Origin of the sequence: Segniliparus rotundus DSM 44985 (assembly GCF_000092825.1) — a bacterium.
Classification (GTDB): domain Bacteria; phylum Actinomycetota; class Actinomycetes; order Mycobacteriales; family Mycobacteriaceae; genus Segniliparus; species Segniliparus rotundus.
The window spans coordinates 1,221,383-1,248,094 of record NC_014168.1 but is presented as its reverse complement, the minus strand read 5'-3'; the positions used below and the strand labels follow the sequence as shown (position 1 = coordinate 1,248,094).

At 66.8% G+C, this 26,712-nt stretch carries 26 protein-coding genes; 13 read left to right on the top strand and 13 right to left on the bottom strand.

The annotated features are described in order from the left end of the window. Positions 1-36: 36 nt before the first annotated feature. Genes SROT_RS06375 through SROT_RS15585 form a run of 3 tightly spaced genes read right to left on the bottom strand, consistent with a single transcriptional unit; the run spans position 37 to position 4,106 of the window. Positions 37-972: an NAD-dependent epimerase/dehydratase family protein gene (locus SROT_RS06375; RefSeq protein WP_013138200.1), complete on the bottom strand. Its 936-nt coding sequence runs from the start codon at positions 970-972 to the stop codon at positions 37-39. Between the two features lie 45 nt (positions 973-1,017). Further along, a complete protein-coding gene (locus tag SROT_RS06370) occupies positions 1,018-3,141 on the bottom strand; it encodes a DUF6541 family protein (protein ID WP_013138199.1) in 2,124 nt (707 codons plus the stop codon). Then, complete coding sequence (locus tag SROT_RS15585; protein ID WP_013138198.1) at positions 3,138-4,106, bottom strand: hypothetical protein; 969 nt, start codon at positions 4,104-4,106, stop codon at positions 3,138-3,140. The genes SROT_RS06370 and SROT_RS15585 overlap by 4 nt, the downstream gene beginning before the upstream one ends. 81 nt (positions 4,107-4,187) lie before the next feature. Between SROT_RS15585 and SROT_RS06360 the strand changes: the two genes are divergently transcribed. The 6 genes from SROT_RS06360 (at position 4,188) to mscL (ending at position 10,087) form a co-directional block, all read left to right on the top strand. Continuing rightward, positions 4,188-5,534: an MFS transporter gene (locus SROT_RS06360; protein ID WP_041407004.1), complete on the top strand. Its 1,347-nt coding sequence runs from the start codon at positions 4,188-4,190 to the stop codon at positions 5,532-5,534. 236 nt (positions 5,535-5,770) lie between these two features. Then, the gene (locus tag SROT_RS06355) at positions 5,771-6,688 is read left to right on the top strand and encodes a cytochrome c biogenesis CcdA family protein (protein WP_013138196.1); all 918 of its coding nucleotides are present in this window, start codon (positions 5,771-5,773) and stop codon (positions 6,686-6,688) included. A 51-nt stretch (positions 6,689-6,739) separates the two neighbouring features. Next, positions 6,740-8,386: an AMP-binding protein gene (locus tag SROT_RS06350; RefSeq protein ID WP_013138195.1), complete on the top strand. Its 1,647-nt coding sequence runs from the start codon at positions 6,740-6,742 to the stop codon at positions 8,384-8,386. Positions 8,387-8,439: 53 nt separating this feature from the next. Next, positions 8,440-8,763, top strand: a complete 324-nt coding sequence (locus SROT_RS16000) for an FmdB family zinc ribbon protein (RefSeq protein WP_013138194.1) — start codon at positions 8,440-8,442, stop codon at positions 8,761-8,763. 87 nt (positions 8,764-8,850) lie between these two features. Further along, the gene (locus SROT_RS06345) at positions 8,851-9,534 is read left to right on the top strand and encodes an SAF domain-containing protein (protein WP_013138193.1); all 684 of its coding nucleotides are present in this window, start codon (positions 8,851-8,853) and stop codon (positions 9,532-9,534) included. A gap of 121 nt (positions 9,535-9,655) precedes the next feature. Next, positions 9,656-10,087, top strand: a complete 432-nt coding sequence (mscL, locus tag SROT_RS06340; RefSeq protein ID WP_041407744.1) for a large conductance mechanosensitive channel protein MscL — start codon at positions 9,656-9,658, stop codon at positions 10,085-10,087. Positions 10,088-10,160: 73 nt separating this feature from the next. On the opposite strand, the gene SROT_RS06335 is transcribed toward mscL, so the two are convergent. The 7 genes from SROT_RS06335 to rpmF form a co-directional block, all read right to left on the bottom strand. Next, positions 10,161-10,940 (bottom strand): MspA family porin, encoded by a 780-nt coding sequence (locus SROT_RS06335; RefSeq protein ID WP_013138191.1) that lies wholly within the window; start codon positions 10,938-10,940, stop codon positions 10,161-10,163. 58 nt (positions 10,941-10,998) lie between these two features. Continuing rightward, complete coding sequence (locus SROT_RS06330) at positions 10,999-11,658, bottom strand: MspA family porin (RefSeq protein WP_013138190.1); 660 nt, start codon at positions 11,656-11,658, stop codon at positions 10,999-11,001. A 502-nt stretch (positions 11,659-12,160) separates the two neighbouring features. After that, on the bottom strand, positions 12,161-12,712 hold the full coding sequence (locus SROT_RS06325) for a MogA/MoaB family molybdenum cofactor biosynthesis protein (RefSeq protein WP_013138189.1): 552 nt from the start codon (positions 12,710-12,712) through the stop codon (positions 12,161-12,163). Then, a complete protein-coding gene (locus SROT_RS06320) occupies positions 12,712-14,127 on the bottom strand; it encodes a S1C family serine protease (protein ID WP_013138188.1) in 1,416 nt (471 codons plus the stop codon). The genes SROT_RS06325 and SROT_RS06320 overlap by 1 nt, the downstream gene beginning before the upstream one ends. A 134-nt stretch (positions 14,128-14,261) precedes the next feature. Further along, positions 14,262-15,662 carry a sensor histidine kinase gene (locus SROT_RS06315; RefSeq protein ID WP_041407000.1) on the bottom strand — a complete coding sequence of 467 codons (1,401 nt, stop codon included), beginning with the start codon at positions 15,660-15,662 and terminating at the stop codon, positions 14,262-14,264. Positions 15,663-15,668: 6 nt separating this feature from the next. Then, positions 15,669-16,355, bottom strand: coding sequence for a response regulator transcription factor (locus tag SROT_RS06310; protein ID WP_013138186.1), 687 nt, complete (start codon positions 16,353-16,355; stop codon positions 15,669-15,671). An 84-nt stretch (positions 16,356-16,439) separates the two neighbouring features. Then, complete coding sequence (gene rpmF, locus SROT_RS06305; protein ID WP_007468350.1) at positions 16,440-16,604, bottom strand: 50S ribosomal protein L32; 165 nt, start codon at positions 16,602-16,604, stop codon at positions 16,440-16,442. A 319-nt stretch (positions 16,605-16,923) separates the two neighbouring features. Here rpmF and rpmB point away from each other — a divergent pair, with 319 nt between their 5' ends. The 7 genes from rpmB (at position 16,924) to SROT_RS06270 (ending at position 20,904) form a co-directional block, all read left to right on the top strand. Continuing rightward, on the top strand, positions 16,924-17,160 hold the full coding sequence (rpmB, locus tag SROT_RS06300) for a 50S ribosomal protein L28 (RefSeq protein ID WP_013138185.1): 237 nt from the start codon (positions 16,924-16,926) through the stop codon (positions 17,158-17,160). Positions 17,161-17,193: 33 nt separating this feature from the next. Next, positions 17,194-17,358, top strand: coding sequence for a 50S ribosomal protein L33 (gene rpmG, locus SROT_RS06295; RefSeq protein WP_007468344.1), 165 nt, complete (start codon positions 17,194-17,196; stop codon positions 17,356-17,358). A gap of 6 nt (positions 17,359-17,364) precedes the next feature. After that, positions 17,365-17,670 carry a 30S ribosomal protein S14 gene (gene rpsN, locus SROT_RS06290; protein WP_013138184.1) on the top strand — a complete coding sequence of 102 codons (306 nt, stop codon included), beginning with the start codon at positions 17,365-17,367 and terminating at the stop codon, positions 17,668-17,670. A gap of 44 nt (positions 17,671-17,714) precedes the next feature. Then, entirely contained in the window at positions 17,715-17,966 is a 252-nt protein-coding gene (gene rpsR / locus SROT_RS06285; protein WP_013138183.1) for a 30S ribosomal protein S18, read from the top strand. A gap of 256 nt (positions 17,967-18,222) precedes the next feature. After that, complete coding sequence (locus tag SROT_RS06280; protein ID WP_013138182.1) at positions 18,223-19,413, top strand: diaminopimelate decarboxylase family protein; 1,191 nt, start codon at positions 18,223-18,225, stop codon at positions 19,411-19,413. Between the two features lie 28 nt (positions 19,414-19,441). After that, positions 19,442-20,107, top strand: coding sequence for a DUF1707 SHOCT-like domain-containing protein (locus SROT_RS06275; protein ID WP_013138181.1), 666 nt, complete (start codon positions 19,442-19,444; stop codon positions 20,105-20,107). Positions 20,108-20,220: 113 nt separating this feature from the next. Then, a complete protein-coding gene (locus SROT_RS06270; protein ID WP_083777914.1) occupies positions 20,221-20,904 on the top strand; it encodes a DUF1707 SHOCT-like domain-containing protein in 684 nt (227 codons plus the stop codon). On the opposite strand, the gene SROT_RS06265 is transcribed toward SROT_RS06270, so the two are convergent. Genes SROT_RS06265 through mfd form a run of 3 tightly spaced genes read right to left on the bottom strand, consistent with a single transcriptional unit; the run spans position 20,891 to position 26,444 of the window. After that, the gene (locus SROT_RS06265) at positions 20,891-22,063 is read right to left on the bottom strand and encodes a class I SAM-dependent RNA methyltransferase (protein WP_013138179.1); all 1,173 of its coding nucleotides are present in this window, start codon (positions 22,061-22,063) and stop codon (positions 20,891-20,893) included. The genes SROT_RS06270 and SROT_RS06265 overlap by 14 nt on opposite strands. Then, the gene (locus SROT_RS06260) at positions 22,063-22,872 is read right to left on the bottom strand and encodes a lytic transglycosylase domain-containing protein (RefSeq protein ID WP_013138178.1); all 810 of its coding nucleotides are present in this window, start codon (positions 22,870-22,872) and stop codon (positions 22,063-22,065) included. Before SROT_RS06260 ends, SROT_RS06265 begins: the two co-directional genes overlap by 1 nt. Next, positions 22,869-26,444, bottom strand: coding sequence for a transcription-repair coupling factor (gene mfd / locus SROT_RS06255; protein ID WP_049773408.1), 3,576 nt, complete (start codon positions 26,442-26,444; stop codon positions 22,869-22,871). Before mfd ends, SROT_RS06260 begins: the two co-directional genes overlap by 4 nt. Between the last annotated feature and the right edge of the window lie 268 nt (positions 26,445-26,712).

Genomic DNA, 26,712 nt, shown 5'->3' with positions numbered 1-26,712 from the left:
CCGCATCACCCGAGCACGCTTGCCACGATTGGCTGTTCAGCCCCGGAAATACTCCACCGTGCGGCGGACCCCCTCGGCGACGTCCACGGTGGGCTCCCACCCGAGGACCTGCGCGGCCTTCGCGGGGTCGAGGCAGGACCGGGCCAGATCCCCCAGCCGGGCGGGCGCGAACTCCGGCGCGTCCGCGACGCCGGCTGCCTGCGCCACCAGCGCGTGCAGCTGCAGGTCGGAGGTTTCCACACCGGTGCCGATATTGAAGCGCTCTCCCCCGCCTGCTGCGCCCGCCGCCCGGATAAAAGCATCGACAACGTCGTCCACATACACGTAGTCCCTGGTGTTGGAGCCCGCGCCGAAGACTTTCGTCGGCTTCCCCGCCAACAACGCCCCGGCGAAGATCGCGACGACGCCGGCTTCGCCGTGCGGGTTCTGCCTGGGGCCGTACACGTTGGCGAGGGCGAGATGCGAGCAGTCCAAGCCGTGGAGCCTGCGGAACATGTTCAAATATATTTCGCCGCACACTTTGCTGGCGGCGTACGGGGAAAGCGGCGCAACCGGGGTTTGCTCGTGCACCGGGAAACTCGTCGGGTCGCCGTAGACAGAGCCGCCGGAAGAGGTGAAGACGATCTTGCGCGCGCCCGCCGCGACGGCCGCGAGCGCCACGTTCACCGTGCCGAGCACATTGACCTGCGCGTCGTTGGCGGGGTCAGCCACCGACTTGCGGACGTCGATCTGCGCGGCGAGATGGAAGACCACCTCTGGCTTCGAGTCCATGAGCACGTCCGCGACCTGAGGCGAGTTCACATCCACTGTCCAGAGGCGCTGGAATCTGTCGTTTCTCTGCGCTTGGGCGAGGTTTTCAGCCCGGCCGGAGCTGAGGTCGTCAAGGACTGCGACCTCATGCCCGTCCGCCAAGAGACGGTCCACCAGCGTGGACCCGATGAACCCTGCTCCACCAGTCACCAATGCGCGCATGCCCGGCACCTTAGCAAAGCCGGCTGAGCGAGGAGCGCGCGGCGATCAGCCTCGGCAGAAGTGATTGGTGTCGGCGCTCACGACCGGGTCCTCCTGCTCTCGGCTTGTGGCCAGCTCTTTGAGCTCGTAGATGGTCACTGGGCCGTCGTGGTAGACCGGCAGGACGCCGGGCGCCCCGATGAGGTGCGTGAAAGGATCGACATGGTCCGGCCAATAATTCGGCGGGCTCTCGAAGATGTACCGGACGCGCAGGCGGCGCAACGCGTCCGCAACGCGCCAATCCCGGCCCGCGGAGGCGGCGAACCAATAGACGCACGCCTGGTCGTTGCTGAAATTCGGGCTTCGGTAGTGCGCGAACATCGGTTTCAGGCCTGTTTCCGCGTACATCCACCCAGTGCCCTGCTCCAGCTGGTTGAGGATCACTGTGTCCTTCGCGCCGGGCTGCGCGGCGAGCCAGTGGTACGCCGTGAGGTCCTCCAAACCGACGAGGCGGTCGTCTCTGCTGTTCGAAGCGAGCGCCCCGCGCTCACCGCGCACGCGGTCCGCGGCGACCAAGATGGCGAGGACCAGCAGCGCGAACGCCGCCGGCGCCGCCCAGGGCCGCACAAGAGGCGCCGGGCGCAGCAGACGATCCGCCAAGAACAACGCCGCGCCGACCCCCACCCCGAAAAATCCCGCCGAGAGCAGGGTCAGCACTTCGGCGAGACGGTGCGGGTCGTGGTAGAAGCTGCCGCTGGCTTTGTCCAGAAACCACGGCAATGTGAACGACGGCCACGCTGCGGAAGGCCTTCCATCCGGGCGCAGCGGCAACGGCCCGCATTGCGGGTACGGGTTGCACGCCCCGTGCCCGAACGGGACGAGGTCGTTCGTGGCAACCACCACGAAAAGCGCCCAGACCAAAGGAGCCCACCATTGCCGCAGCAGCAGCGTCGCGACAAGGCCGACAGCGGCGACGAGGAGCAGCGGCAGCACCAGACGAGCCCGATGCTCGAACGGGACGCCCTCGTCCACCGTCCTGGAGAGAAGGCCCGCCGTGCGCAGCGCCGCCTGGGCGTGGGTGAGGCCGAGGTCGTACCAATAAAAGGGGAACGCCTCGGTCTCGCTCGAAGCCGACTTCAGGCCGAGGGCCATCGGCGCGAGCAATATCGCGGTCCCGACAGGGATGGCCGCGAGGATCGCGAAATCTCGCAGCCTCGACGCGGCGGGGAACCACACGAGCCGAGTCGCCCACCAAAAGACCAGCAGGACCGCCACGACGACAGCCGCAGAGGGATGCGCGGCAGTCACCCCGGCGAACGCGAGCACGGCAATCATCAGACGGCCGGGGCTCTGGTCGCGAACGCTGGACATCGCGAGCGCGGCGACGACAGGGGCCAGGGCGATGGCCATCGCCGAAGGCACGGAGCCGAAGGCTTCTTCCTCGTACAGCGAGGGGAACAGGGCTGAGGCGGCCGCAGCGGCGGCCGCGCCGCACGCGGTCCACCGCTCCCCCAGCTTCTTCCTCGCAAGCACCCAGGCGAGCGCCGCAGCGCTGATGGGGAAAACGATGGCAGGAGTGATGACCGACGCGATGTTGTAGAGCTGGGGATATCCGGTCTGAAGCCCGAGACCGCTGGTCAGCGGTTCGGCGAGGGCGACCAGCGCGTGCCATGCGTTCGGGTAGAAATGCGCGGCGTGGTTGTCCGAGTTGATGAGCTCTCCGGTGCGGATCGGGGACGCGATCCCGGTCTCCGCGATGAACCGGATCAGATTGACGTGCCACAACGCGTCCCACACCTGGCTGATGTTGTCGAACCGCCGTGAGGCGTGCAACTGGACCCACCGCAGGCAGGTGACGCTGAAGATCCCCGCTCCGATCAGCACCCCGGCCCCCATTGTGGCAGCGGAGCCTGCGGACACGGGCCGCTGCGACGATATCGGCGGCCACACGCGAGAGCGATACGCGGCGAGCGCCCAGAGCACGAAGAACACCGCGAAAGCGACCCCGAGGCTCCAACGGAACGGAGTGAAGCCCAACCACAAAGTCGTGATCCCGACGACCCCGAGCGTCACAGCGGGGCCGACGGCGAGAGCAGCAGGACCAGGCATGCCGACAGCTTTCGCAAGCCCAGCTCCGGGCAGGACGAGCAGCGCCGCGACGACAAGTGCGACGAGGGCAGCCGCGATCACTCGCCCGGCCCAGCAGCAGGGGCAGGAGCCTCTTCAGAAACCGGATTGTCCTCCGGAGCAGGCCCGGTTCCGTCCTGGGGCGCAGGGTCCGCGTCCGGCGCGGGCGCCGCCCCGTCCCCGGGCGCAGGGGCCGCGGGGGGCAACGTGACCGACGGCCGAGTGATCGGCGCGCCAGGGGTCACCTCTTGGTGCGGCACGTTCACGCCGGTGGCGCCGCCGGGCGGTTCCTGCGCGTCCGTCGTTGGCGTCGCCGAACTCGGCGACACCAACGCGTTCAGCCACGCCCCGTCGGGGTCCAACAGGAACGGGCGGCCCCGGTACGTCGCGAACGGCGTTCCTCTGCCGCCGAGCCCGGACATGCGCGCCATATTGCGCAAATGGATCTGATGGGAGTCGACATTCGCCCGGTCCTGGCCGGTTGCGATGAAGTCCGCGGCGGACTCCGGAGCCCCGATTTGGCGGGCGATGTCCGCGAGCTCCGAGTCGGAGAGGTCCTTGAGCGCGCCTTGGCGCGGCTGGATGTCCGCGTCGAAAAGCCTGCGCAGGAATTTCCACGCGGTATCCGCCGTCTGCGTCTCTCCGGTCACCAGGTACATCGCGATGAGCGCTCGGCTGGAATAGGAGGCGGAGGCGGAATACGGGTCGAGATAGCCGACCAGCCGCAAGTTCACCACAAGTTTTCGGTCTTCGATCTGCTTGCGCATCTCTTCGCCGAGGAGCTGGATCAATGTCGCGCTGTTCGGGTCGAGGAAATCCAGGTAGAGATCGATCGGCTGCAGCGCATCGGGGTCGCCGATCTGCAGCACTTCCTCCAACACGGCGGCAGGCGCCGGGGACTGCGCGGCGGGGGGCTCCGGTTCCGCGGCGCTGCGGATCGCGAAAAGGCTCGCGGCCGCCATGGCGGCCGCGAGCGCGAGTCCGCACCATTTCACCAGATTCTGTTGAGGCACGAGCAACCGACGCATACGGTCAGAATAACGAGGCTTCCCCCATCGCACTCGCGCACAGGGCAGGACATGCCCCCGGAGCCGTATGCTGAACTCCTCATGTCGAAATTCCTGGCTGACACCACGCCGCTGAAAACACCGGCTTTCCGCCGTCTATGGCTCGCAGGAGCAGTGTCCCAACTCGGCGCGCAGTTCACCGTCGTCGCGGTGCCGGTGCAGCTGTACCAGCTCACCCACAGTTCCGCCTATGTCGGGCTGGCCGGTTTGTTCGCGCTCGTGCCGATGCTGGTCCTCGCCCCGCTCGGCGGGGTCTTGGCCGACCTCTACGACCGCAGGCGCATTCTGGTCGTCACAAGCTCGGGGCTCGCCGTGAGCTCCGTCCTCCTCTGGGTCCAGGCGGCCTTTCCTTTGGCGCGCGGTTCGGCGCAGATCTGGATCATCCTCGCGCTCTTCGCCCTGCAACAAGCTTTTTTCTCGGTGAACAACCCGGCTCGGGGCGCGATCATCCCGCTCTTGCTCCCCTCCGGGCAACTGGCCGCCGCGAACGCCCTGCACTTCACGGTCATTGGGTTGACCACGTTCGTCGGCCCGATGCTCGGTGGGGTGCTGCTGGGAGTCCCTGGGGTCGGCCTCGCGCGGCTCTACCTGATCGACGCTGTGACCATGTGCGCCACGATCAGCGCGGCGATCCGGCTGCCGGCCTCGCGCCCAACCCAACGCAACAGCACGGCGAACGGTCTGCCAGCAGCTCAAACGGAAGCGCGGCCCGGCAGCGCAGGAACAGGGGCCAACGCGGGAACGAGAGCAAAGGACGCGCTGAAGGCTCTGCTCAAAGGGTTCGCGCATCTGCGGGCCGACCAGATCCTCCTCGCCACGTTTGTCGCCGACCTCATCGCCATGGTTTTCGGGATGCCGAGGGCGCTGTTCCCGGAAATAGCCCATACGGTCCTCGGCGACCCGGTCACCGGAGGCTCCCATCTCGGCCTGCTCTATGCCGCTGTGCCAGTCGGGGCGTTCCTCGGCGGGCTCTTCTCCGGCTGGGTGCCCCGAGTGGGCCGACAAGGGCTCGCCGTTGTCCTGGCCGTCGCGGCCTGGGGCGTCGGGGTGGTCGGGTTCGGCGGAGCGCTCGCCGCGTGGGGAGCCTCTGGCTTCTGGGCCGCGCTGACCTGCATGGCCTTCGCCGGGCTCGCCGACACGTTCTCCAGCGTGTTCCGCTCCACAATGCTCCAGTCGGCCGCCCCCGACGAATTGCGCGGCCGAATGCAAGGCGTGTTCTTCCTGGTCGTCGCCGGCGGCCCCCGCCTTGCCGACTTGTTGCACGGGTATGGCGCAACCATCCTCGGCCCGACCAGCACCACTGTTCTCGGCGGGGGGCTCGTGGTCGTGGGGATCGCCATCGCAGCAGCCCTGCTTCCTCGTTTCACCGCCTACCGGGCCGATGTCTGAGCCGCGGACCAGCCACGTCTTGCCGGGCTTGTCGAGGGTGGCTGGGGAAATTTTGGGACCGTGTTGTCCGGACGCGGTTTCCGGGGGGCCAAACACGCCCCGTGGTCCCTTAAGCTTGTCGGCATGAGCTCAACGACGACTCTGGACGACAAGGCGCGCGACAGATCTCACCGCATGGGCGCGCCCATCAACTCGGGGGAGACCGGGCTGAGGCCGGGAGCGGGACGAGCAGTTCGATGCAGCTGACCCACACGGAGATTCTCTACTACGCCTTCCTGCAGGGCCTGGTCGGCGCGCTCAACCCTTGTGGGTTCGCGATGCTCCCCGCGTATCTCTCCCTCGTCGTCCTCGGCGACGACACGACGCAAGCGGGCAGGCAATCCTTGTTTTCGGCAGTGCGGGCGCTGGCGGCGACTGCGGCCATGTCGTTGGGCTTCGTGGTCGTCTTCGGGTGCTTCGGTTTCGCCTCTGACTCCATCGCTTGGGAGATGCAACGGTCGCTCCCCGTCGCGACCGCGCTGATCGGCGCTGCAATGGTGCTGCTCGGGCTGTGGTTCATGGTGCGCCTGCTGCGCGGCGGGGACGCGATGATCCGCTTGCCGCGTTGGTCCCGCGGGACGCCGACGACCCGGCTCAGTTCCATGTTCGGCTATGGCCTCGCCTACGCGGTGTCATCGCTGTCCTGCGGTTTTGGCTCATTCGTCACGGTGATCAGTTTGACGTTCCAGGCCGGGGCGAGCAATTTGGGCCTGCTCTCCTGCCTTGCGTACGCGGGCGGCATGACCGCAGTGGTGGGCTCGCTGGCCGTGTCCGCGGCTCTGGCCCACAACGTGATCGCCACCGGGTTGCGCAAACTATTGCCGCATATCAGCAAAGTCAGCGCCGTCCTGGTGATGCTGACCGGGCTCTACATCGCCTACTACGGCTTGTACGAGTACCGGCTGCTCCGAGAGGACGGCGATCAGGGCAGTCAGATCATCGCTGGCGCGCTCGCCGTCCAGGGCTGGCTGACCGCGGCGGTCGACGCCTTCTCCCCCTGGGAGTGGGTCGCGATCCTGTGTTTCCTGCTGTTCTTGGCCGGGGTTTGGACTGCGTTCGTGCGGCTGTGGCGGCCCCGGCAGGTGTTCGCCGAACCAGCCGCCCCTGGACCGTGAACGACACACACTTTGCTCTAGCCTGTGTCACAGAACAGGAAGGGTACCGTCATGGCAGTGACTCGGCGATCTGAGATCAAACGCCTCCTCGGCGCCGCCGCGGCGATCGCGCGCTCGGGAATGCTTCGCCCGCCTGGCCCGCGCGCGGCGGCCCGGCTCGCCCGCGCTTTGTGGACGTTCGGCCCCACCGCGGGCTTCCTGATCGCCGCCGCCGCCGCACGCTGGCCCGACCGGATCGCCATCGTGGACGACGAGGGCGAGATCAGCTACCGCGAACTCGTCGAACGCGGGACGAGGCTGGCGGAGAGCGTGCGCCAAACGCGTCCTGGACTGCGCGAGCACAAGGCGGGCTGCGTCGGCGTGCTGTGCCGGAACGGACGCGGCTTCGTCATCTCCTTGATCGCGAGCTGCCTGCTCGGGAGAGAGGTCGTGCTCATCAACTACGACCTCACCGCGAAACAACTCGGCCCCCTCCTCGCCCGGCACAACGTCGGCCTGCTGCTGCACGACGAGGAGTTCGACGAGGTGCTGGACGCGATCGCGCATCCATGCCCGCGCGCGGTCCCAGGAGACACCGCCGCGGCCGCCCGCGGCCCAGGCGCGCCGAGCAGACGCAAACCCGCGACGGGCCAGGTGGGGATAACCTTGTTGACCTCGGGCACCACCGGTACCCCCAAGGGGGTGCCGAGGGCCGTGGATCCGATACCCGGACTGTTCACTGTGGCTTCGGCCATCGAGATCCTGCGCCTGAGGGCGGGGCAAGTGGCCGCGGTGACGAGCCCGTTGTTCCACGGGCTGGGCTTTGCCTCGGGCCTGGGCGTGTTGGCCCTCGGCGACACGATGGTCGTCCATCGCCGCTACACCGCCGATCAGCTCTACCAGGACATCGAGGAGCGTCGGATCGAGGTCGTCATGACCGTGCCGACGATGATCGGCCGCCTGGTCGAGGCCGCGAGAGCGGCCGAGCGCGCGCGCGACACATCGTCGTTGCAGCTCGTGCTGTCCGGAGCAGCCCCCCTGCCGGCTTCGACGACACGGGATTTCATCGCCGAATTCGGCCCGGTCGTGGTCAATGGGTACGGCAGCACGGAAGTCGGCGTCATCTCCATCGCCGGAAAAACAGACCTGCTCCAGGAGCCGGGGACCGTGGGCCCGCCAGTGATCGGGGCGAGAGTCAAGATTCTGCGGCCGGATCGCACCCAAGCCGCCGTCGGGGAGCCGGGGACGATCTTCGTGAAAGGCACCATGGCGTACGCGGGCTACACCCCCGACGCGGACGTGCAAGACAAAGAGTCGGTGGACGGGTACGTCAGCACCGGGGACCTCGGGCATGTGGACGAAGCGGGTTTGTTGTACGTGGACGGCAGGGAGGACGACATGATCGTCTCCGGCGGGGAGAACATTTTCCCCGGCGAAGTCGAAGACGCCCTGCTCGCGCACCCGGATGTGGTCGACGCGGCTGTGATCGGCGTGCCGGACGAGCAGTTCGGGCAGGCGCTTCGCGCGTTTCTGGTGCTTCGCGGGCGGGAGGGGCAGATCGACCCGGAGGCGTTGAAAGCCTTCCTCCGCGAGCATGTGGAGCGGTACAAAATCCCCAAGCAGTTCGCCGTGCTCCCGGAACTGCCGCGCAATCCCTCGGGCAAGGTCGTGCGGACCAAGCTCGCGACGCTCGACGAGCCTGGGCACAACCTTGACTAGCTCTGGGCGCCAACCCTTGGCACTCCGGGTTTTTGACTGCTAAAATCCGTGCTATGCCGACTTATTCGTACGCTTGCACCCAGTGCGATAACCGCTTCGACATCGTCCAGTCCTTCTCCGACGCGTCGCTGACCGTGTGCGGGCAATGCCAGGGACGGCTGCGCAAGGTCTTCGACTCGGTCGGCGTGGTTTTCAAGGGCAGCGGCTTTTACCGCACCGACGCGCGCGGATCGAACGGCTCTGGTTCCAAGAGCCCCAGCACGACGTCGAGCGAAACCTCGGGCGGCTCCTCGAGCTCAGGGGCCTCTTCCAGCTCGAACTCCGCAGCGCCGAGCAGCACGAGTTCGACTGCGGCCGCGTCCGCTGCCGCGAGCTGACGCCACCCCTGTGGACAGCACGGATCTGTTGTCCACAATTCGCGTCAAACGCCCGGCGCTCCGCTCGCGGTTCTCTACGTTTGCGGCATGAGCTTTTCGACGCGATTCTCCACATACGCCGCTTGGCACAGGCGATTGAGCTGGTGGCGCCTCGTCGCAGCCCGACGTGTGGCGGCGGGGCTGTTGCTCTTGCTGGCAGGCGGTCTCGCCATTCGGGCCCACGCGCGCCCAGGGCAGGCTGCGGCAGTCGTCGCGGCGCATGACCTCAGGCCCGGGGTCGCCCTCGGCCCGGCAGACCTCGCAGTCCGCAGCCTCTCGCCCGGCGACGTCCCCGCGGGGGCGGTGGCCGACCCTCGGCAATTGCTCGGACGGACGGTCGCGGGACCCGTGCGCTCCGGCGAGGCGTTGACCGACGTCCGGATCATCACGCCGAGGCTCGCCGGGCTCGCCACCGCGATCCCTGACGCGCGAGCGGTCTCGGTCCGCCTCCCCGACCAAACCCTCGCGGACATGCTGCGTCCAGGGGACGTCGTGGACGTCGTCACTGTGCCCCAACATCAACCTGGCGCAACAGAGGACGCCGCGACCAAACAGACCGGGATCAGACCTCCTGAGGTGCTCGCCCAAGCCGCTGTGGTGCTGCTCGTCTCCGAGCCTGAACGCTCCTCCGCAGCACAGGGGCGTGTCGCCCTGCTCGCCATGGACAACACCGCAGCGCAGAAAGTCGCGGCCGTCACATTGATACAGGCGGTCACGGTCATTTCCCGCTGACGCGGCCATATCGCGGCAAGCACGCCTCTTCGCAGCTCTTTCTCCTGGTAGCGTGAAAGAAGCCGAGACAGCAAGGCTCGGCGCGATCCTCATGTCATCGGAAAGGACCTCATCCATGGCTGTGCTGAGCGGCTTCAAGAAATTTCTCTTGCGGGGCAATGTCGTCGATCTCGCCGTCGCAGTGGTGGTCGGCGCAGCCTTCACCGCCATCGTCACCTCGATCACCGCGAAAGTCATTCAGCCGCTCATCGCCGCGCTCGGCGGGGAGAGGAGCGTGGAAGGGCTCGGGTTCCGCATCCTCAAAGACAACCCAGCCACCTTTGTGGACCTCGGCGCGGTGATCTCCGCAACGATCAACTTCGTTTTGGTGGCTTCGGTGATCTATTTCTTCGTGGTGCTGCCGATCAACCACTTCAACGAGCGGCGCAAAGCCAAAAAAGGCTTGGAGGAGCCGGACGAGCCCGCTTCGGAGCGCGATCTGTTGGAGGAGATCCGCAACCTGCTCGCCGCGCAGGCCACGCCGGGCGCGTCCGCGCCGCCAAAACTCCCGTGAATCAGAAGCAAACCTCAAGGGCGCCCCGCCGCTTTGCGGCGGGGCGCCCTTGAGGTTTGCGGACGGTCCCGAGTCAGCCGATGGAGAACGGCGGGCCCCATATGGTCACCCACGCCATGGTCTTCGCGTTCTTGATGCGGACACGGCTGTACGGGCGGGCCTGCGCGTAGCCCGCGCAGTCGTCGACCTTGAACGTCACGTCCGTGTAGCTGATGCCGCCGTGGTTGCCCGCGAACGCGAAGTAGTTGTCGAAGGTCTGGTTGCCGTAGTCGTCCGGCTCCTCGATGCGGAGCATAGGGACCTCGACCGCCTGGCCGGGCCCGATCGAGAACCCGATATTGCCCTGAGGCACGTACTGGGACGCGGCGGTCAGCCCCGCCCCGCCCAACGCGGTGGCCGCGCCCAGCGGGTCTGTCGCGGCAAGACCAGTGCCGATAGCGGCGTTGAGCGCGGTCACGCCTATGCCCAGGCCCGGACTGCTGTGCCCCGAGTTGAACGAGCCGCCCGCGCTGGCCCCGAAGGTGAACTGGCAGCCAACGACATAGCCCGGGGTGATACGGCCTTCGTCGATGCTCCCTTCGACGTCGACACGAACCGTGCCGTTCGCCCAAATGTTTCTCGATGTCTGCACCGCGACCATCGCGGGCGCGATGGTCGCGTACTGGTCGCGCACAGACACCGTGACCACAGTCCCGTCGGGAAGAGTCTGCGTGATCGAGTCGTCCGGCAAGGTCACCGTGGTGTCCGCGAGGGCGGCGCCGGAGGACGAGCACATGACGCCCCAGAGCGCCCCCCCTGCGGCCAGACCGGTCAAGAACCGACGCGCCCTTCGGGCCTGTTTTCCGCTTCCCATAGTGAAAGTCTCCTTCGTTTTACGTCAGTGTTCTCGTCAAGTGGTTGGTTTGCAGGGATCAGCCCATGTTGAACGGGGTGCCGTACACAGTGTTCAACACGTAGAAGTTGCTCGGCACCTGCACGATCGCGTACGGGCGCGCTTGGGCGTAGCCGCCACAAAGCTGGATCGAAAGGCGCAGGTCCTGGTACTGCAGGTAGTACTCCCCCGCCCCCAAGGTGTCCCGGTAGGCGACTTCGACGCGTTGCACCTGGCCAGGAGTCAGCGGGATATTGAGGTCGCCGCCGAGGCCCAGGCTGAGGGTGCCGAGGTGCGCGCCGAAGCCAAGGCCCGCGCTGAGGCCGGTGACGTCCACTTGGCAGCCGATGTCGTAGCCGCTCCGGACGATGATGCCGTACTGGTTGTAGTTGTTCGTGAGCTCCAAGGGGCTCTTCCCGTCCACCGCGGGCCCTTGGATTTTCGCGTAGATCGTCCCGCTGACCCACGCAGTGCGGCCCGCACCGTTGGCCGACTCGTCCTGGGACACCAGCACATGGTTGTCGTACAGCTTCAAATCGACATAGGTGCCCTCGTCGTTCGTGACACTGCGTTCCGCGTCGTCCAGGTCGTACCAGACGTCCGCGTGGGCAAGCTTCGCGTCGAAGGCTCCCCAGCCGAGGGCGAGAACACCTGCCGCGAACATCGCCGCGTGCCGACGGACGCGTCCGAGAGCTTTCATAGACCTGATTCTCCTCGAGTGGGACTGGTGGGTGGACAGTTCGGCCTCCTGTTGGTTTGGCGCTTGGCCGCGCTCCTCGTGTCGGCTTTATTCCAGCCCATGCCAGTACGTTATCAAACCGTGATCCGTATGTCGCGACTTGCTCCAAAGATTTTTTCTCAGGAGCAAAGCGGAGAGGCCGCGCATGCCGCTCACGTCGCAGCCACGAGGGCTGGCCGCACATGTGACAGGAACAAGGCGAACCTCGGTCGACCGAGGTTCGCCCGCGCTAGAGCATCGTCGATCTAGCCCACAAATCGTCGCACACCTCGCCAAGCATCGTAAAGCGCAACAGGGCCATTTAGGGTAATTTGAAGCACTCCAAAAAATCAGAGTGTCCCAATGCATAGTTCCAAGTCACAAAAAGAAGCGTTTTGCGGGTGGTTAACATTTTAGAAATAAAGAAGGAATCCGTGTAACAATCACGAGTTCCCTCGTATGAATGCAAATATTCACCAAGAGTTCAATCTTCCAACACGGAAAGTTGGTGGATCACATTGGCAGCCAAGGGGATCAACGTGGCCATCCCGTCTCGAATGGCGGCCCGAGTCCCCGCGAGGTTCACCACGAGCGTGCTCCCCGACACCCCAGCGACGCCGCGGGATATACCAGCCTCCACCGACCCGGCCGAAAGCCCCGACGCTCGCAGCGCCTGCTCGATGCCCGGCAACTGCAAATCGAGAAGTTCAAGCGTGGCCTCCGGTGTCACGTCCCGGTCGGACACACCGACGCCCCCGACCGAAACCACAAGGTCCACACCACCGATCACCGCCGTGTTGAGGGCATTGCGGATGTTCGCCATGTCGGCAGGCACCACGACAATCGCGTCGACATGGAAACCGCCCTCGTCCAAGAGCTCCTTCACCAACGCGCCGAGCATATCGCCCGGATGGCCAGCCGCAGCCTGATCGTCCACCACCACGACTAACGCCCGGCCTATCGCCTTTGACACATGCACCACGGTTGACACCGTAGCCGACAGCTCCGACACCGTGGTCTTCGGGCTGTGCGGCATCACGCCATGCCGAGCGTGACCGGCACAGTGCGCTCGGCGCCGTCGGAAGCGCCGTCGATGTACGTGACTCTGATCTTCTCCCCAGGACTGTGCCCTCGGACCACTGCGACCAAACCCACGGTGCCGTCGATCGGACGGCCGTCGACCTTCGTGATCACCGAGCCGACAGAAATCCCAGCCGCCTCTGCCCCGCTGCCGGAGTTGACGCTCAGCACGCTGACCCCGCGGACCGAGGCCGAAGGATCGGTTCCGCGCACAGTCACGCCCAGCGAGGCGTGCGTCGCCTTGCCGTTCTGGATGAGCTGGTCGGCGACATGCTTCGCCAAATCGATCGGAATGGCGAACCCGAGTCCGATCGATCCGGACTGGCCCTGGCGGTCGCTGCCAAGGGTGTAGATCATGAAGTTGATCCCGACCACTTGCCCCTGCATGTTCACCAATGCGCCGCCGGAGTTGCCGGGATTGATCGACGCGTCCGTCTGAATCGCCTCCAGAGCGCTCGTTTTCGCGCCGCCATCCTCGCCGCCAGCCGCCACTGGGCGCCGCAACGCGCTCACAATGCCTCGGGTCACGGTCCCCTCCAACCCCATCGGGGAACCAATGGCCACCACGTCCTGCCCGACGGTGAGATCGGCCGAGGAGCCGAGCTTTGCGACCGGAAGATCTGTCCTCCCCTTCGCCTGGATGACCGCCAGGTCCGTGTCCGGGTCGGTGGCAACCACAGAGGCGGGCAAAGTGGCGCCATCGTGCAGATGCACCTGCATGACCGCGCCGCCAGAAGCAGCCTCCGAGACGACATGGTTGTTCGTGAGGATTTTGCCGTCCGCGCTGAGGATCACTCCGGAGCCGGTGATGTGCCCGTCGGGCACGTTCACTTCGATCTGGACGACCTCGGGCTGGACCAACGCGGCCACTTCGGCCACGGACATGGGACGACCGTCGACAGCGGCAGGAACGCCCTTGCTGCCAAAAGGCCCGCCGTCCGCCCCATTGGCCAGCGCGGAGTGCGCGGCGGCCCGATGGTCGAGCGCGTACACAAGGCCGGCGCCGCCAACAGCCCCCACCCCGGAAGCGAAGACCGCGACCAAGGCGGTCAACCCCAACGCGCGACCGGAGCCGCCCCGTTCTTTGGCCGGAACGCGGTGGAACGAAGCGGGCTCGGCGCCAGGAGCTGGCGCATGCCATGGGGTGAAACCCGGCATGTGCTGCTGTTGTTGCTGGCCATGATCCTGCGGGGCTGGCCCCGGCTGACCCTGCCGCGACCACATCCAATGCTCCGCCGGGCCCTGGGCGTGCTGTGGCGCGCAGGCCTGCTGGGGCAGCGGAGCCGTCGCGTCCAAGTCCTGCGGGCCGCCCTGGGTCTGCGGCCCGTTCTGGCCTGGCCGGACATCGGCGGCGTTCGGGTCTTCGCTCATCTTCACTCGTCTCGTGTCGGTTGCTGCACTGGCTTTGCCTGCAATCATGAAGGCCCAGGCTGAGCGTCGGCTAAGAACAAGAGTAGCCAGATCCTGAGAAGTTGGCCAGCAGTTTCAACGTGGGGGCGATCTTCTTAGACCTGTTCGTGACCTGGCGAAGCGTCGGGGACCACCGTCGTTCGGGCGCCGGGGAAGAACATTCGGACCAACGCCCCGCCCCCCGGCGAAGATTCCGCCGACACCGTCCCGCCGTGGCGGACCATGACCTGCTTGACGATCGCGAGCCCCAACCCGGAACCAGGCATGGACCGGGCCGCAGTCGCCCTGTAGAAGCGCTCGAACACGAGCACCCTGTCCTGCTCCGGTATGCCAGGGCCCTCGTCCGCGACGGACAGTTCGGCAAGCCCTGGCGAGACTTCGCCCAACCTCACCTGGACCCGACCTCCGGGCGGACTCCATTTCGCAGCGTTGTCGAGCACATTGAGCACGCCGCGGGCCAGGCTCGCCGGATCGCCCCGCACAAACCAGTGGGAAAGCTCCACGACGAACTCGACGTCTGCCCGCCTGCGGCGGACACGCTCAACGCAATTGTCGACGACCTCGCTCAATTCCACCTGGCCGTCGGCCGGATCGGGCGCGTCCTCTCGCGCCAGGTCCACCAAATCCGTCACCAAGGTGGAGAACTCTTCGATTTGGGCGAGCACATCGGCCCGCAAGTCAGCCATATCCTTCTCCGGCATGTGCGCTGCCCCTTCTTGAGAAGCCGCGATGAGCAGCTCCAGATTAGTCCGCAGCGAGGTGAGCGGCGTGCGCAACTCATGACCGGCGTCTTCGACCAGGCGCTTTTGCCGGAATCTCGAATCGGCGAGCGCTCGGAGCATGGCATTGAAACTCTCGGTCAGCCTGGCGAGCTCGTCGTGCCCGCTGACGGGAATCGGCGTGAGGTCGTTGGTCCGCGCGATCCGTTCGGCTGCGGCGGTGAGCCGTCCCACTGGGGCGAGGCCCGTCGCCGCCACAGCGAGCCCCATCACGGCTGCGACGACCACGCCGCACAACCCGACCAGCACCGAGATCCAGGCCAATCGGTCGGTCAGCTGGTCGATAGGGGCGAGCGGGCGAGCCAGAATGAGCGTCTCGCCCTGGGGCAGCCTGCGCGCGAGCACTCGCTGTCCCCGCAGCGTCCGCAACGATTCGTCCCGCAGCCCATGGGCCACCTCGCGCTCGGTGGAGCCGAACGGGACTTGGCCGAACTCGAACGCCTGCCCGTCCTCGCGGACAAGCATCACATTGAACGTCTCATCCCCCACGATCGGAGCCTCCGCCGATTCCAGGACCGCGCGAGTTTGGTCGACCGAGCCGATCATGAGCGCCTCGCGAGCTCGCAGCTGCTCGTCCACATTGTCGTACAGGGCACGGCTCACCACCAGGTACGCGGTGACTGTCAGCACCACCACGGCGGCGGCGACCAACGAGGCCGACATGATCGCGAGCCTCGCCCGCAGAGTGATCTTGCGCGTGCGCCAAGGAGCGGTCATGCGGGTTTACGGAGGAGTCTCGCGCAAGACGTAGCCAACGCCTCGAACGGTGTGGATGAGCCTGTTCTCGCCATCGGCCTCTGTTTTCCTGCGGAGGTAGCCGATGTACACCTCAAGCGCGTTGCCCGAGGTCGGAAAGTCGTATCCCCAGACTTCTTCGAGCAGCCGGGTGCGCGTGAGCACTCGTCTCGGATTCTCCATGAGCATTTCCAGCAGGGCGAACTCGGTCCGGGTCAAGCTGATCTCGCGGTCTCCCCTGCGCACGTCGCGCGTTGCGGGGTCCAGGCTGAGGTCGAGGAAGGCCAATGTCTCAGCGCCGGGCTCCGCTTGGGGAGTGCGCCGGCGGAGCAGCGCCCGCACCCTGGCGAGGAGCTCTTCGAGGGCGAAAGGCTTCGGCAGGTAGTCGTCCGCGCCGGCGTCGAGCCCGGCGACCCGCTCGGAGACCGTGTCGCGCGCGGTGAGCACCAGGATCGGCAAGTCGTCGCCGGCGCTGCGGAGCCGACGGCACACTTCAAGCCCGTCAAGGCCCGGCATCATCACATCGAGCACCATGGCGTCGGGGCGGCACTCCAAAACCTGTGACAAAGCCTCGGCGCCGTTCTCCGCCGTCCGCACCGCGTAACCGTTGAACAACAACGAACGGCGCAAAGAGTCGCGCACGGCACGGTCGTCATCGACAACAAGGATGTCCATGATCGACAGTGTGCCTATCTGAGCTGAGACAAAGTTAAGAAACGACGGCGGCTTGGGAAGCGACCGCGCTGCGGAGCTGGAGGTTTAGACCTCCACGTACCCCAAGTGCACAGCCTTGACCAGGCGGCGCGGGACGCGGACGTCCTGACCTGCCACGCGGACCGTCACCAGGTCCACAGCGGCGGCCTTCCACTGGGAGCGGCGGGCACGGGTGTTGGAGCGCGACTTGCGCCGCTTGGGGACAGCCATCTGTTCGGATCCTCTTCGCTTCTCGGGTTTCTTGCTTCGTTCGGTTTGTTTCGTTCTGTCGCGTGTCGCGCGCCGTCAAGAGCGCGTTCATGCTGTTGGCGGGAGCCTTCCGCGGTTCGTGAACCCTGCCGGGGAGGGGTCCGGAACCGGCGGAATTGCCCTCGCCTGCCGTTACAGGGTACAGTACTGCAAGCACATTCACGAAACCGAGCTGAGACATGCCCTCAGCCGGAGGTTGGGGATGTCCTGAACAGGCGAAATGATATGCCACGGCGATCACCCCGTCGACACGAGCTTGAACTTGAAGGAGCACTGACACATGTCCGCACATTGCCAGGTCACTGGTCGCCAGCCGGGATTCGGTATGGCGGTGTCGCACTCCCATCGTCGGACCAACCGCCGGTGGAACCCCAACATCCAGCGTCGCCGGTACTTCCTGCCCAGCGAGGGCAGGACGATCACCCTCAACGTGTCCACCAAAGGGATCAAGACCATTGACCGCAAGGGCATCGAGGCCGTGGTCGCCGAGCTGCGCGCCAAAGGCGTCAAGGTCTAGGGCCGGGAACGAAGGATTTAGGGAGACAACACCATGGCGAAGAACGAGGTCCGTCCGATCATCAAGCTGAAGTCGACCGCAGGCACCGGGTACACCTACGTGACCCGGAAGAACCGGCGGAACGACCCCGACCGGATCGTGCTCAAGAAGTACGACCCGGTTGCCCGCAAACACGTCGAGTTTCGAGAGGAGCGCTGAGCGCACATGGCGAGCAGAGCCAAAATCGTCAAGAATGACAAGCGCGCCGAGATCGTCGCGCGTTACGCCGAGCGCCGCGCCGAGATCAAAGCGATCCTGCGCAACCCGCAGAGCACCGACGAGGCCCGCGACGAAGCCCAGGCCGCGTTGCGCAAGCTTCCCCGCGACGCGAGCCCGGTCCGGCTGCGCAACCGCGACGCCTCCGACGGTCGCCCGCGCGCTTACCTGCGCAAGTTCGGGCTCTCCCGTGTGCGCATGCGGGAGCTGGCGCACCGAGGCGAGCTGCCCGGCGTCCACAAGTCCAGCTGGTAATCCACACCTGCCCGATAACGAACGAAGAAACGAGTAAGCACACCATGGCCCGCAAGCCTCCTGTGAAGAAGCTCCGTGTCGCCGAGATCCGGAAGCCCAAGAAGAATCCGCTGAAAGCGCAAGGCGTGGAGCAGGTGGACTACAAGGACACGAACCTGTTGCGCACCTTCATCTCCGAGCGCGGCAAGATCCGCTCCAGGCGAGTGACCGGCCTGACCCCGCGCCAACAGCGCGATGTCGCCACGGCGGTCAAGAACGCGCGCGAGATGGCGTTGCTGCCCTTCACCAACAAGTAGCGTCGGCGCTGCCCGAGCAGCACGGCACAATCGAAGGAGCCCTCCCCGTTCGGGGAGGGCTCCTTCGATTTTGCCGCAGCAGCCCGCGCAAAGACCGGCGAGCGAAAGAGCGGCGCGGAAGAATGAAGGGCCGACGAAGCTTTCCCCCTGCTCAACAGGCGTCGGCGCGTATTCGGGCGGAAATTTTCGGCAAAACTCTGTCAATATCTCGTCAACACGGCCCACAAGCGCCTCGAGACAGCGTAGGAATGTCCTCGTGACTTTGCTTGAGCTCTGCCCTTCGCTCCGGGCTGCCGCGCGGCCTCGTTTCGACCACCGGCTCTGGCCCGCCACGCTGCATTGCGACGAGGAAGGCAGACCTCTCGTCGGCGGTGTCGCGCTGACAGACCTGGCGGATCAGTTCGGCACCGCCTGCGACATCGTGGACGAGGCAGAGGTCCGGGCCCACGCCACGGCGTACCAGGCCGCGCTTCCCAACGGGGAGATCGCGTATTCCAGCCGGGCCCTGCTCGCCCCGGCGATCGCCAGCTGGCTCGCCGAAGAGGGGCTTTCGCTCGACGTCGGGTCCGCCGACGAGCTCGCCGTCGCCTTGCGAGGGGGTTTTCCGGCCTCACGGATCATCGCAGGCGGAGCAGTCAAGACCCGAGAAGAACTCGCTGCTGCGCTCGCCGCCGGAGTCGGACGGATCAGCGTCGACACCTTTGACGAACTCGCCTGGCTCGCCTCGCGCATCGAGAAGCCCCAACAGATCCTTTTGCGGGTCGGCTTGTCCGAAGAGCTCGAACAAGCCTTCGGCTTCCCCTTGTCCAGCTTGGCAGAAGAGGCATGGCTGCGCGCTCACCGGCAGAAGAACTTGCGAGTGGTCGGCTTGCACTGCCACGTCGGCTCTGGCTCGCACGAGCAGGCGCTCGCCGTTTTGCTCGACTTCCTCGAGCACATGCGCTCGGCGCACGGGCTTGAGGCGCAACAGCTGAACCTGGGCGGCGGCGTGTCCGTCGAGACAGCACAAGCCCTCGCTGTCGAAAGAGCAGCGCAGCCACTGCCCCGCCTCATCGTCGAACCAGGCCAAGGTGTCGTGGGCCAGGCCGGAACCCGCCTGGTCCGAGTCATCGCCAAAAACTTCGGCACAAGCGGGGAGCCTTGTGCGCATGTGGACGGGCCGTTGCCGATCAGCGGGGCGGTCCCGCCCTCCTGCACCGGGGCGGACCTTGACGAAGTCCGTGTCGTCAACCGCCATTCTCTCGCGGCCGATGTGCCCACCCGCCTGCTCTCCCGGCCCCGTGCGGAGAGCCACGGCCCCGCAGACGCCGCACGCGTCCCGCTGCCCGCCGACCTCCGCGCGGGCGATCTGCTCGCTTTCCCAGGGTGCGGCGCGTACCATCACGCGCACTTCGGCGCGCTCGCGCTGATCGGCGTGCGGGACGGGCGGGCGGATCGGCTGGCGTGAGCTGGACCGAGAGCGCTATCCTGGTCCGATGTCGGACAGTTGGAGTCAGCCAGAGGACCGGCCCAGCCGTCAACAGTTGTGGCCTGCCGCCCTGCCTGAGACCAAGTACCGCGCCTCAGACGCCGATCGAGAGCAGGTGACGCAGCTGCTCGGCAGGGCCGTGGGCGCGGGCCAGATCGACATCGGCGAATTCGAGCGGCGCGCGCAAGCGGTGTACTCAGCGAAAACACATGCTGAACTCGAAGCGGTCACCAGCGACCTCAACGTCGAAACGCTCGGAGTCCCCTTGGCCGTGGTGCCCGGTTCGGGCCCCAAGCTGGTCACGCTGTTCGGAGTGTTCGGCGGGTTCCGCCGTCGAGGAGCCTGGGTGGTGCCCCAGACGCTCAATGTTTTCGTCTTCTTCGGCGGCGGATTCCTCGATCTGCGCGAAGCCTCATTCGTCTCCCCCGAGGCGCGGATCAACGTCTGGTCGCTGTTCGGGCGCACGAAAGTCATCGTCCCGCATGAGCTCGACCTTCGCGTCGAAGGGTTCGAGATCATGGGCGAATTCGAACACAAGGCGAGCGGGCCCGGGGAAAGCGGACGGCCCAAGGTGGTTGTCAACGGGCTGTCTGTGCTGAGCGGCGTGCATGTGGAACGCCCCTACGGCAAGGGCAAAGCCATGTTCAAAAAATTCCTCAGATACGGCCGCTGAGGCTGGCCCCGATCCGTCAAAGCGACGCAGCGAGGCCGAGGAGCTGCTCAAGCCCTGCGAAGCCCGCCAGATCACAGCGCGCGGCCAGATCACAGCGCAGTATGCTCGAGCGCATGGCGAGCAGTCGGCATCCGGCCGAACAACCCGAACGCGGCCAACGGCGCGGGCCGAACCCGGAGCTCTTCGCCCCCTTCTTACCGCCCCCGCCCCCGTACCGGGCGGGCGACACGGACCGAGAGCGCGTGACAGAGCTGCTCAGCCAAGCTATGAGCGCAGGACAGCTGGACGTGGGCGAGTTCGACCAGCGGGCCAAAGCGGTGTATTCGGCGAAGACGCACGCCGAACTCGAAGCTATCACCCGCGACCTGGTGGTCCGACCGCGAACGTGGCGCTTCGCCCATGGCCGCGACGGGGGTCCAGGGCGAACGACCCTGTTCGCTGTGCTGGGCGGTTTGCGCCGACAGGGCGAATGGGCGGTTCCAGCGCGAATCAACATCGTGGTCTTCTGGGGCGGCGGGCTCGTGGACTTGCGCCATGCGGTTTTCCACGCGACGCAGACACGCATCTGGGTCTGGGCGATCATGGGCGGAGTCAAAATCATCGTGCCGAGCGAAGCCGGATTGCAGGTGCGCGGCGGCGCGATCATGGCTGGATTCAGCGACAAAGCAAGCGGTCCCGGCGAGCCAGGACAGCCGCAGATCGAAGTCCAAGGCTTCTCGTTCTGGGGCGGAGTCGCCGTGGTTCGGGAACACATCACGAGAAACACTCCCCTCAGCAAACGCCTTAGGGGGCGTTGACGCGCTCCAGCAGCGCAAGGCATTCCACATGGTGCGTCAGGGGGAACGCGTCGAACACCCGGATCTCGCGCACCGCGTAGCCCTGCTGGACGTACAGCCCGACATCGCGGCTGAACGCGGCGGCTTCGCAGCCGATGTGGATGACGCGCTCCGTCCGCGCGAGGGCTGCGATCACAGCTCTGCCCGCTCCGGCACGCGGCGGGTCGACGACAGCCACCTGGGCCGAGGGCAAGCCCGCCAAAAGTTTCCCCGTCGGACCGGAGAGCACTTCGACATGGCGGAGGTCTTTCAGCGAAGCCGCCGCCGCCCGGCTCGACGCGCCAGCGGAATCCACCGTGAACACCCGTCCCGTCGGGCCGACCGCCCGCGCGAGCACAGCCGCGAACAACCCGGCGCCGCCGTACAGATCCCACGCCACAGCTCCCGGCGCCTCGCCGACCCATTGGGCGACGAGTTCGGTGTAACGCCGCGCCGCATCGCGATGCGGCTGCCAGAAGGCCTGCACCGGCACCCGCCACACCCGCTCGCCCACACGCTGCGTCGCGATCCCTGGCCCTTCGAGGTTGCGTCTGCCGCGTGTGCGGTCGGCGAGCTGCACATGGCGTGCCCCTTCGTCGTCCACGACCACGAAGACCTCCGCGCCCGCAGGCAAGCGCAGCTTCTGCAATCCGTCCAAAGCGCCCGCCACAGGCTGCGGGCAGGCGAGGTCGCTGACCAGCTCTTTGCTGTGGTAGCGGTGAAAACCGGCCCGGCCCGCCTGGTCAACGGCCAGGCGCACTCTGGTGCGCCAACGGGTGGGCTCGCCCAAAACTTCGGCGCAGCCCTCCCAGGCGACTTTGCCCAGTCGGGCGAGCTGCTCTGCGACCACGCGCCCTTTGAGCTCCAGAGCGGCATGCGGGTCGAGGAAAGCAAGATCGCAGCACCCAGAATCCTCTTGCTCCGTGATAGGGCAGAGCGAAGGCCGCCGATGCGGCGAAGCCTCCAGGACTTCGACAAGATCAGCGTGCCAGTAGGAGCCCTTGTCCTGCACGACGCGCGCCCGCACAGCCTCCCCCGGCAAGGCACCGCGCACAAAGACCGCCCGATGCTCGTGCCTGCCGACGGCGCTGCCGCCGTTGGCGAGGCTGTACGTCCTGAGCTCTATGAGCGATGGCTCCATCAGAAGCCGATGCCGTTGGCGTACACAGCCGCGCGCTTTCGAACGTCGAGCAAATACACCGGCGAATCATTGTAGGCCCTCAGCGCGTCCCGCCACCCCTGCGGGGTGGTCATGTCCCCGCCTCGGGAGCAAAGATAGTGGGCGGCTGTGGCAGCGGCGTCGTCGATGTTGTCCGGATCGTAGACTCCGTCCGCGTTGCCGTCGGTCTTATTGCGGTCCCACGTCTCCGGGATGAACTGGAACGGCCCTTTCGCCCGGACGTAGACGGGGGCGCCGTCCGGATTGGGCTGCTCATAGGTGTCCACCATCTTGGGCGTTCCGTCGGTCCCGTCAAGCGCGTGCCCGCGAATCCTCGGCCGCACATCGCCGTTCGGCGCGATGGCGGCGTTGCCGTGCGCGCCGTTCGAGCTCTCTTTGGACGCGATGCCCGCCAATGTCGTCCAAGCGATACCGCAACCAGGGTCGTTCTGCCGGGAGAGCACAATCGCGTTCGCGTACGCCATGAGCGCTCGTTTGGGAATACGGGTGCGCCGGGAAATCGGCTCTGCCCACGCGGCGAACAGCTGCGCGGTCGGGGTTCTCGGATTCGGCCCGAACAGATCCGGCACCTCGTCGCCCGCGGGCGGCGGAGTCACCTCGATCAATTGCGGCTCGTTGGTCGAAGAAACATACGCGAGCGCGACGACGACGATGAGCCCGGCGCAGAGCGCGGCGGGCCACAGCCAACGTCTGCGCTGCGGCCGGGCAGCCATGTCTGCGGGCTCGGCACGCCTCGGCGTGCGCAGCTCGGACTCGCGCAACTCCGTCATCGGGCTCCTCCTGCGGCGGGAACAGCTCGCTGCGAAGCAGAAGCCCCCGCGCTTTGGGACTGGGCCTGCGGCGGGGCGTGGATCGCATGCACCACACGGCGCACGAAATCGATCAACGCCGAGCCGTCCGGCGCGGCTTCGCCGAAACCGGACGAAGGCAACGGGACCGTGAGCACCCCCGAGGTGGCGCGCCATTGCGAGCCTGGGAACAAGCGGGCGAGGCGGACCTGCTGAGAATCGAGGAGCGACACCGGGGAAAGGCGCAACCGCCGTCCCGCCACCGCTGCCTCTGTGATCGCGTGACGGCGGCAGAGGAGCTTGAGCTCTGCTATTTCCCGCAGCCGCGCGACCTCGGGCGGAACAGGTCCGTAGCGGTCTTCGAGCTCGGCGGTCTTCGCTTCCAGCTGTGCGTGGTCCTCGGCTGAGGCGAGGCCCCGGTACGCTTCGAGGCGCAGCCGTTCGCTCGCGACGTAGGCGACCGGGATGTGCGCGTCCACGGGCAAGTCGATACGGACTTCGGAAGGCGCGGTCGGGATCTCCTCGCCGTCGAGCGCCGCGCGGTACGCGACCACCGCCTCGCCCACTAAACGGATATAGAGGTCGAAACCGACGCCGGCGATGTGCCCGGACTGCTCATGGCCGAGCACATTGCCCGCGCCCCGTATCTCAAGGTCTCGCATGGCCACCGCCATGCCCGAGCCGAGTGAGGAGTGCTGCGCGATGGTGGCGAGGCGCTCGTGCGCCGTCTCGGACAGCGAACGCTCCGGGTCGTAGAGGAAGTACGCGAACGCGCGCTCGCCGCCGCGCCCGACCCGGCCGCGCAACTGGTGCAACTGGGCCAGGCCGAGGGTGTCCGCGCGCTCCACGACAAGGGTGTTCGCATTGGCGATGTCCAAACCGGACTCGACGATGGTGGTGCAGACCAGGATGTCGTGCTCGCCGCGCCAGAACGCCTCAGCGGTTGCCTCCAACTGCTCTTCGCCCATTTGGCCGTGCGCGATCGCGACACGCGCCTCTGGGACGAGCTCTTTCAGGCGCGCGGCGGTCTTGTCGATCGAACTGACCCTGTTGTGGATGTAGAAGACCTGCCCGTCGCGCACCAGCTCCCGGCGGAGCGCGGCGGCGACCTGCTTCTCGTCGTGGGCTCCGACGTAGGTGAGCACGGGGAAACGCTCCTCGGGCGGGGTGAGGATCGTGGACATGTCCCGAATGCCGGTGAGGCTCATCTCCAGCGTCCGAGGAATGGGGGTGGCAGAGAGCGTGAGCACGTCCACGTTCACCCGCAACGCTTTGATGTGCTCCTTGTGCTCGACGCCGAAACGCTGCTCCTCATCGACGATCACCAGGCCGAGGTCTTTGAACTTCACTTTCGACTGCAGCACGCGATGCGTGCCGATGAGAACATCCACTTGGCCGTCCGCGACTTTGGCGACCGTGTCTTTGGACTCGGCGGGGTCGGTGAACCGAGACAGGCCTTTGACCGTGACGGGGAACGGGGCCATGCGCTCGGAGAAGGTGCGCAGATGCTGGTCGGCGAGCAGCGTCGTCGGAGCGAGCACCACGACCTGTTTGCCGTCCTGGACTGCTTTGAACGCGGCGCGCACCGCGATCTCGGTCTTGCCGAAGCCCACGTCCCCGCAGACGACTCGGTCCATGGGGACCTCGCGCTCCATATCCGCCTTCACCTCGCCGATGGTGGTCAACTGGTCCGGAGTCGGCGCGTGGGCGAAAGCGCCTTCGAGTTCGCTCTGCCACGGGGAGTCCGGGCCGAAAGCATGGCCCTTGGCGCTTTGCCGCGCCGCATAGAGGCGGACCAGCTCGGAGGCGACTTCGCGCACCGCCTTGCGGGCCTGGCGCTTGGTTGTCGCCCAGTCCGAGCCGCCCATCTTCGACAACGCCGGGGACTCGCCGCCGACGTACCGGCTGAGCTGGTCGAGGGCGTCCATCGGGACATAGAGCCGATCAGGCGGATGGCCTCGTTTGCTGGAGGCGTACTCCACGACCACGTACTCGCGTCTGGCTCCGCCAACAGTCCGTTCCACCAGTTCCACGAACCGCCCGATGCCGTGCTGGTCGTGCACCACATAGTCGCCCGCTTTGAGCGCGAGCGGGTCCACTTGGTCGCGCCTTCGCGTGCCGAGCCGTTTGGGCGGTCCGATATTCGTCGTCTTCGCGCCCGTCAGCTCCGCCTCGGTGAGGACGAGGACGTTCGGCGGGTCGGGCACAGCGCCGCCACCGGGCGGGGCCAGCCGGACGCCGTTCGCCAAAGCGCCGCGCAGAACAGTCACCACGCCCGCTTGCGGGGTCTCGCCGCCCGCCCCGGCACGCACGGGAAGATCCGCTGCGCGCAGCTGCTCCACAACGCGCTGCACGGTGCCTTGGCCTTGGGCGACCACCACTGCGACGCCACCGGAGGCCAATTGGCCTCGGAGCGCGACGACGACGGATTCGAGCACCGGCTCGCCGGGACGCGCGACCTCTGGCAGCGAGAGCCCGAAGTCGAGCTGGGCCGGGTTCGGCAGGGAGGAGACCTCCCAGATCGCGCAACCCCGCGCCCGAGCTTGCTCTCGCAGAGACGCCACATCGCGGTACGCGCAGCCCGTGCTGTCGATCGGAGCCGATTCCTCGGACGCGGCCTGCCAGGCGGCGGCGCGGAATTCCTCGTCGGTGCGGATGAGGTCGACCGCGCGGGCGGCGACCCGCTCGACCTCGCCGAGCACGAGCCGCGTTCCAGGTTCGAGCATATCGGCCAGGCTCTTCAGCGGCGCCCCCGACAACACGTCCCGCAACGCTTCCACACCGGGAGTCGCGACCCCTTCGGCCAGTTTGGCGAGCGCCTCGAGAACCGGCGCGGGCATGGAGGCGCCGTCCGCCACGGCGCGAGCCCGCTCGCGGACCTCCGGTGTGATGAGCAATTCTCGAACTGGCGGGGCGATGAGCTCCGTCCGGTCTTGTCCGGCGCCGTTTTCCGACCCGCCGCTGAGCGAACGCTGGTCGATCACCGAGAAGGACCGCAGCTCCGTGATTTCGTCGCCCCAGAACTGGACCCGCACCGGGTGGTCGTCCAGGGGCGAGAAAACATCCAGGATCCCGCCTCGCACCGCGAAGTCGCCGCGCTCGGCGACCAAGTCCACTCGCGTGTAGCCCAGCGCGGTCAGCTGCTCGGCGAGCTCTGTCAGGTCCTCCTCGCGGCCGACCCGCAATCGCACCGGCTCGACGTCGAGCACAGCGGGTTCGACGGGCTGGATGAACGACCGCGCGCTCATGACGGCGACATCGGGCGCTCGGCCTTCGCTCGGCTCTCGCCCTAAGAAGCGGCGCAATCCCCATAGACGCTCTCCGACGACGCGAAGGCTCGGCGAAAGCCGCTCGTGGGGCAAAGTCTCCCAGGCCGGGACGAGAACGACGCGTTGCGCGCCGATGAGGTCGGCGAGCTCCTGCGCGAGCGTCCCGGCTTCCCGCTCCCCCGGCACGACCACCAACGCGGGGCCGCTCTGCGCCACCGCCGACACGACGAACGCCAGCGCGCCGGACGGGGAAAGGATCTGGCCGCCGTCGCGCCCGCCCGCCATCGCGCCGAGGGGCCGCGCGATGAGAGTCGCGAGCCCTGCGAGAGGCAGGGGGGACTCTGAAACGTGCAAGACACTCCTTCGGTACACAGTATCCGCCGACTCGGCCCTTCAAGAAGCCGCCAGCCGGCCGAGCCGCTCGCGGCAAAGCCCGGGGCTGCATGCTGAAAGTCCTTATCAGGCGCATAGGTCTGCGGTGGTGGCCAGTTCGCCGGACTTTCTTCTCGGCAGCTCGTTGCGGTCTGCGCCTTGCGAGACTGGGACCAAAAAA

Coding starts and splice junctions, on each gene's coding strand:
- SROT_RS06345 (WP_013138193.1), top strand. CDS start 8,851: ATGAGCTTTTCGACGCGATTCTCCACATACGCCGCTTGGCACAGGCGA.
- SROT_RS06375 (WP_013138200.1), bottom strand. CDS start 972: ATGCGCGCATTGGTGACTGGTGGAGCAGGGTTCATCGGGTCCACGCTG.
- rpsN (WP_013138184.1), top strand. CDS start 17,365: ATGGCGAGCAGAGCCAAAATCGTCAAGAATGACAAGCGCGCCGAGATC.
- SROT_RS06330 (WP_013138190.1), bottom strand. CDS start 11,658: ATGAAAGCTCTCGGACGCGTCCGTCGGCACGCGGCGATGTTCGCGGCA.
- rpsR (WP_013138183.1), top strand. CDS start 17,715: ATGGCCCGCAAGCCTCCTGTGAAGAAGCTCCGTGTCGCCGAGATCCGG.
- mfd (WP_049773408.1), bottom strand. CDS start 26,444: ATGGCGGGCGGGCGCGACGGCGGCCAGATCCTTTCCCCGTCCGGCGCG.
- SROT_RS16000 (WP_013138194.1), top strand. CDS start 8,440: ATGCCGACTTATTCGTACGCTTGCACCCAGTGCGATAACCGCTTCGAC.
- SROT_RS15585 (WP_013138198.1), bottom strand. CDS start 4,106: ATGCGTCGGTTGCTCGTGCCTCAACAGAATCTGGTGAAATGGTGCGGA.
- rpmF (WP_007468350.1), bottom strand. CDS start 16,604: ATGGCTGTCCCCAAGCGGCGCAAGTCGCGCTCCAACACCCGTGCCCGC.
- SROT_RS06350 (WP_013138195.1), top strand. CDS start 6,740: ATGGCAGTGACTCGGCGATCTGAGATCAAACGCCTCCTCGGCGCCGCC.
- SROT_RS06335 (WP_013138191.1), bottom strand. CDS start 10,940: ATGGGAAGCGGAAAACAGGCCCGAAGGGCGCGTCGGTTCTTGACCGGT.
- SROT_RS06270 (WP_083777914.1), top strand. CDS start 20,221: ATGGCGAGCAGTCGGCATCCGGCCGAACAACCCGAACGCGGCCAACGG.
- rpmG (WP_007468344.1), top strand. CDS start 17,194: ATGGCGAAGAACGAGGTCCGTCCGATCATCAAGCTGAAGTCGACCGCA.
- SROT_RS06260 (WP_013138178.1), bottom strand. CDS start 22,872: ATGACGGAGTTGCGCGAGTCCGAGCTGCGCACGCCGAGGCGTGCCGAG.
- SROT_RS06310 (WP_013138186.1), bottom strand. CDS start 16,355: ATGGACATCCTTGTTGTCGATGACGACCGTGCCGTGCGCGACTCTTTG.
- SROT_RS06275 (WP_013138181.1), top strand. CDS start 19,442: ATGTCGGACAGTTGGAGTCAGCCAGAGGACCGGCCCAGCCGTCAACAG.
- rpmB (WP_013138185.1), top strand. CDS start 16,924: ATGTCCGCACATTGCCAGGTCACTGGTCGCCAGCCGGGATTCGGTATG.
- SROT_RS06265 (WP_013138179.1), bottom strand. CDS start 22,063: ATGGAGCCATCGCTCATAGAGCTCAGGACGTACAGCCTCGCCAACGGC.
- SROT_RS06355 (WP_013138196.1), top strand. CDS start 5,771: ATGCAGCTGACCCACACGGAGATTCTCTACTACGCCTTCCTGCAGGGC.
- SROT_RS06315 (WP_041407000.1), bottom strand. CDS start 15,662: ATGACCGCTCCTTGGCGCACGCGCAAGATCACTCTGCGGGCGAGGCTC.
- SROT_RS06325 (WP_013138189.1), bottom strand. CDS start 12,712: ATGCCGCACAGCCCGAAGACCACGGTGTCGGAGCTGTCGGCTACGGTG.
- SROT_RS06320 (WP_013138188.1), bottom strand. CDS start 14,127: ATGAGCGAAGACCCGAACGCCGCCGATGTCCGGCCAGGCCAGAACGGG.
- SROT_RS06360 (WP_041407004.1), top strand. CDS start 4,188: ATGTCGAAATTCCTGGCTGACACCACGCCGCTGAAAACACCGGCTTTC.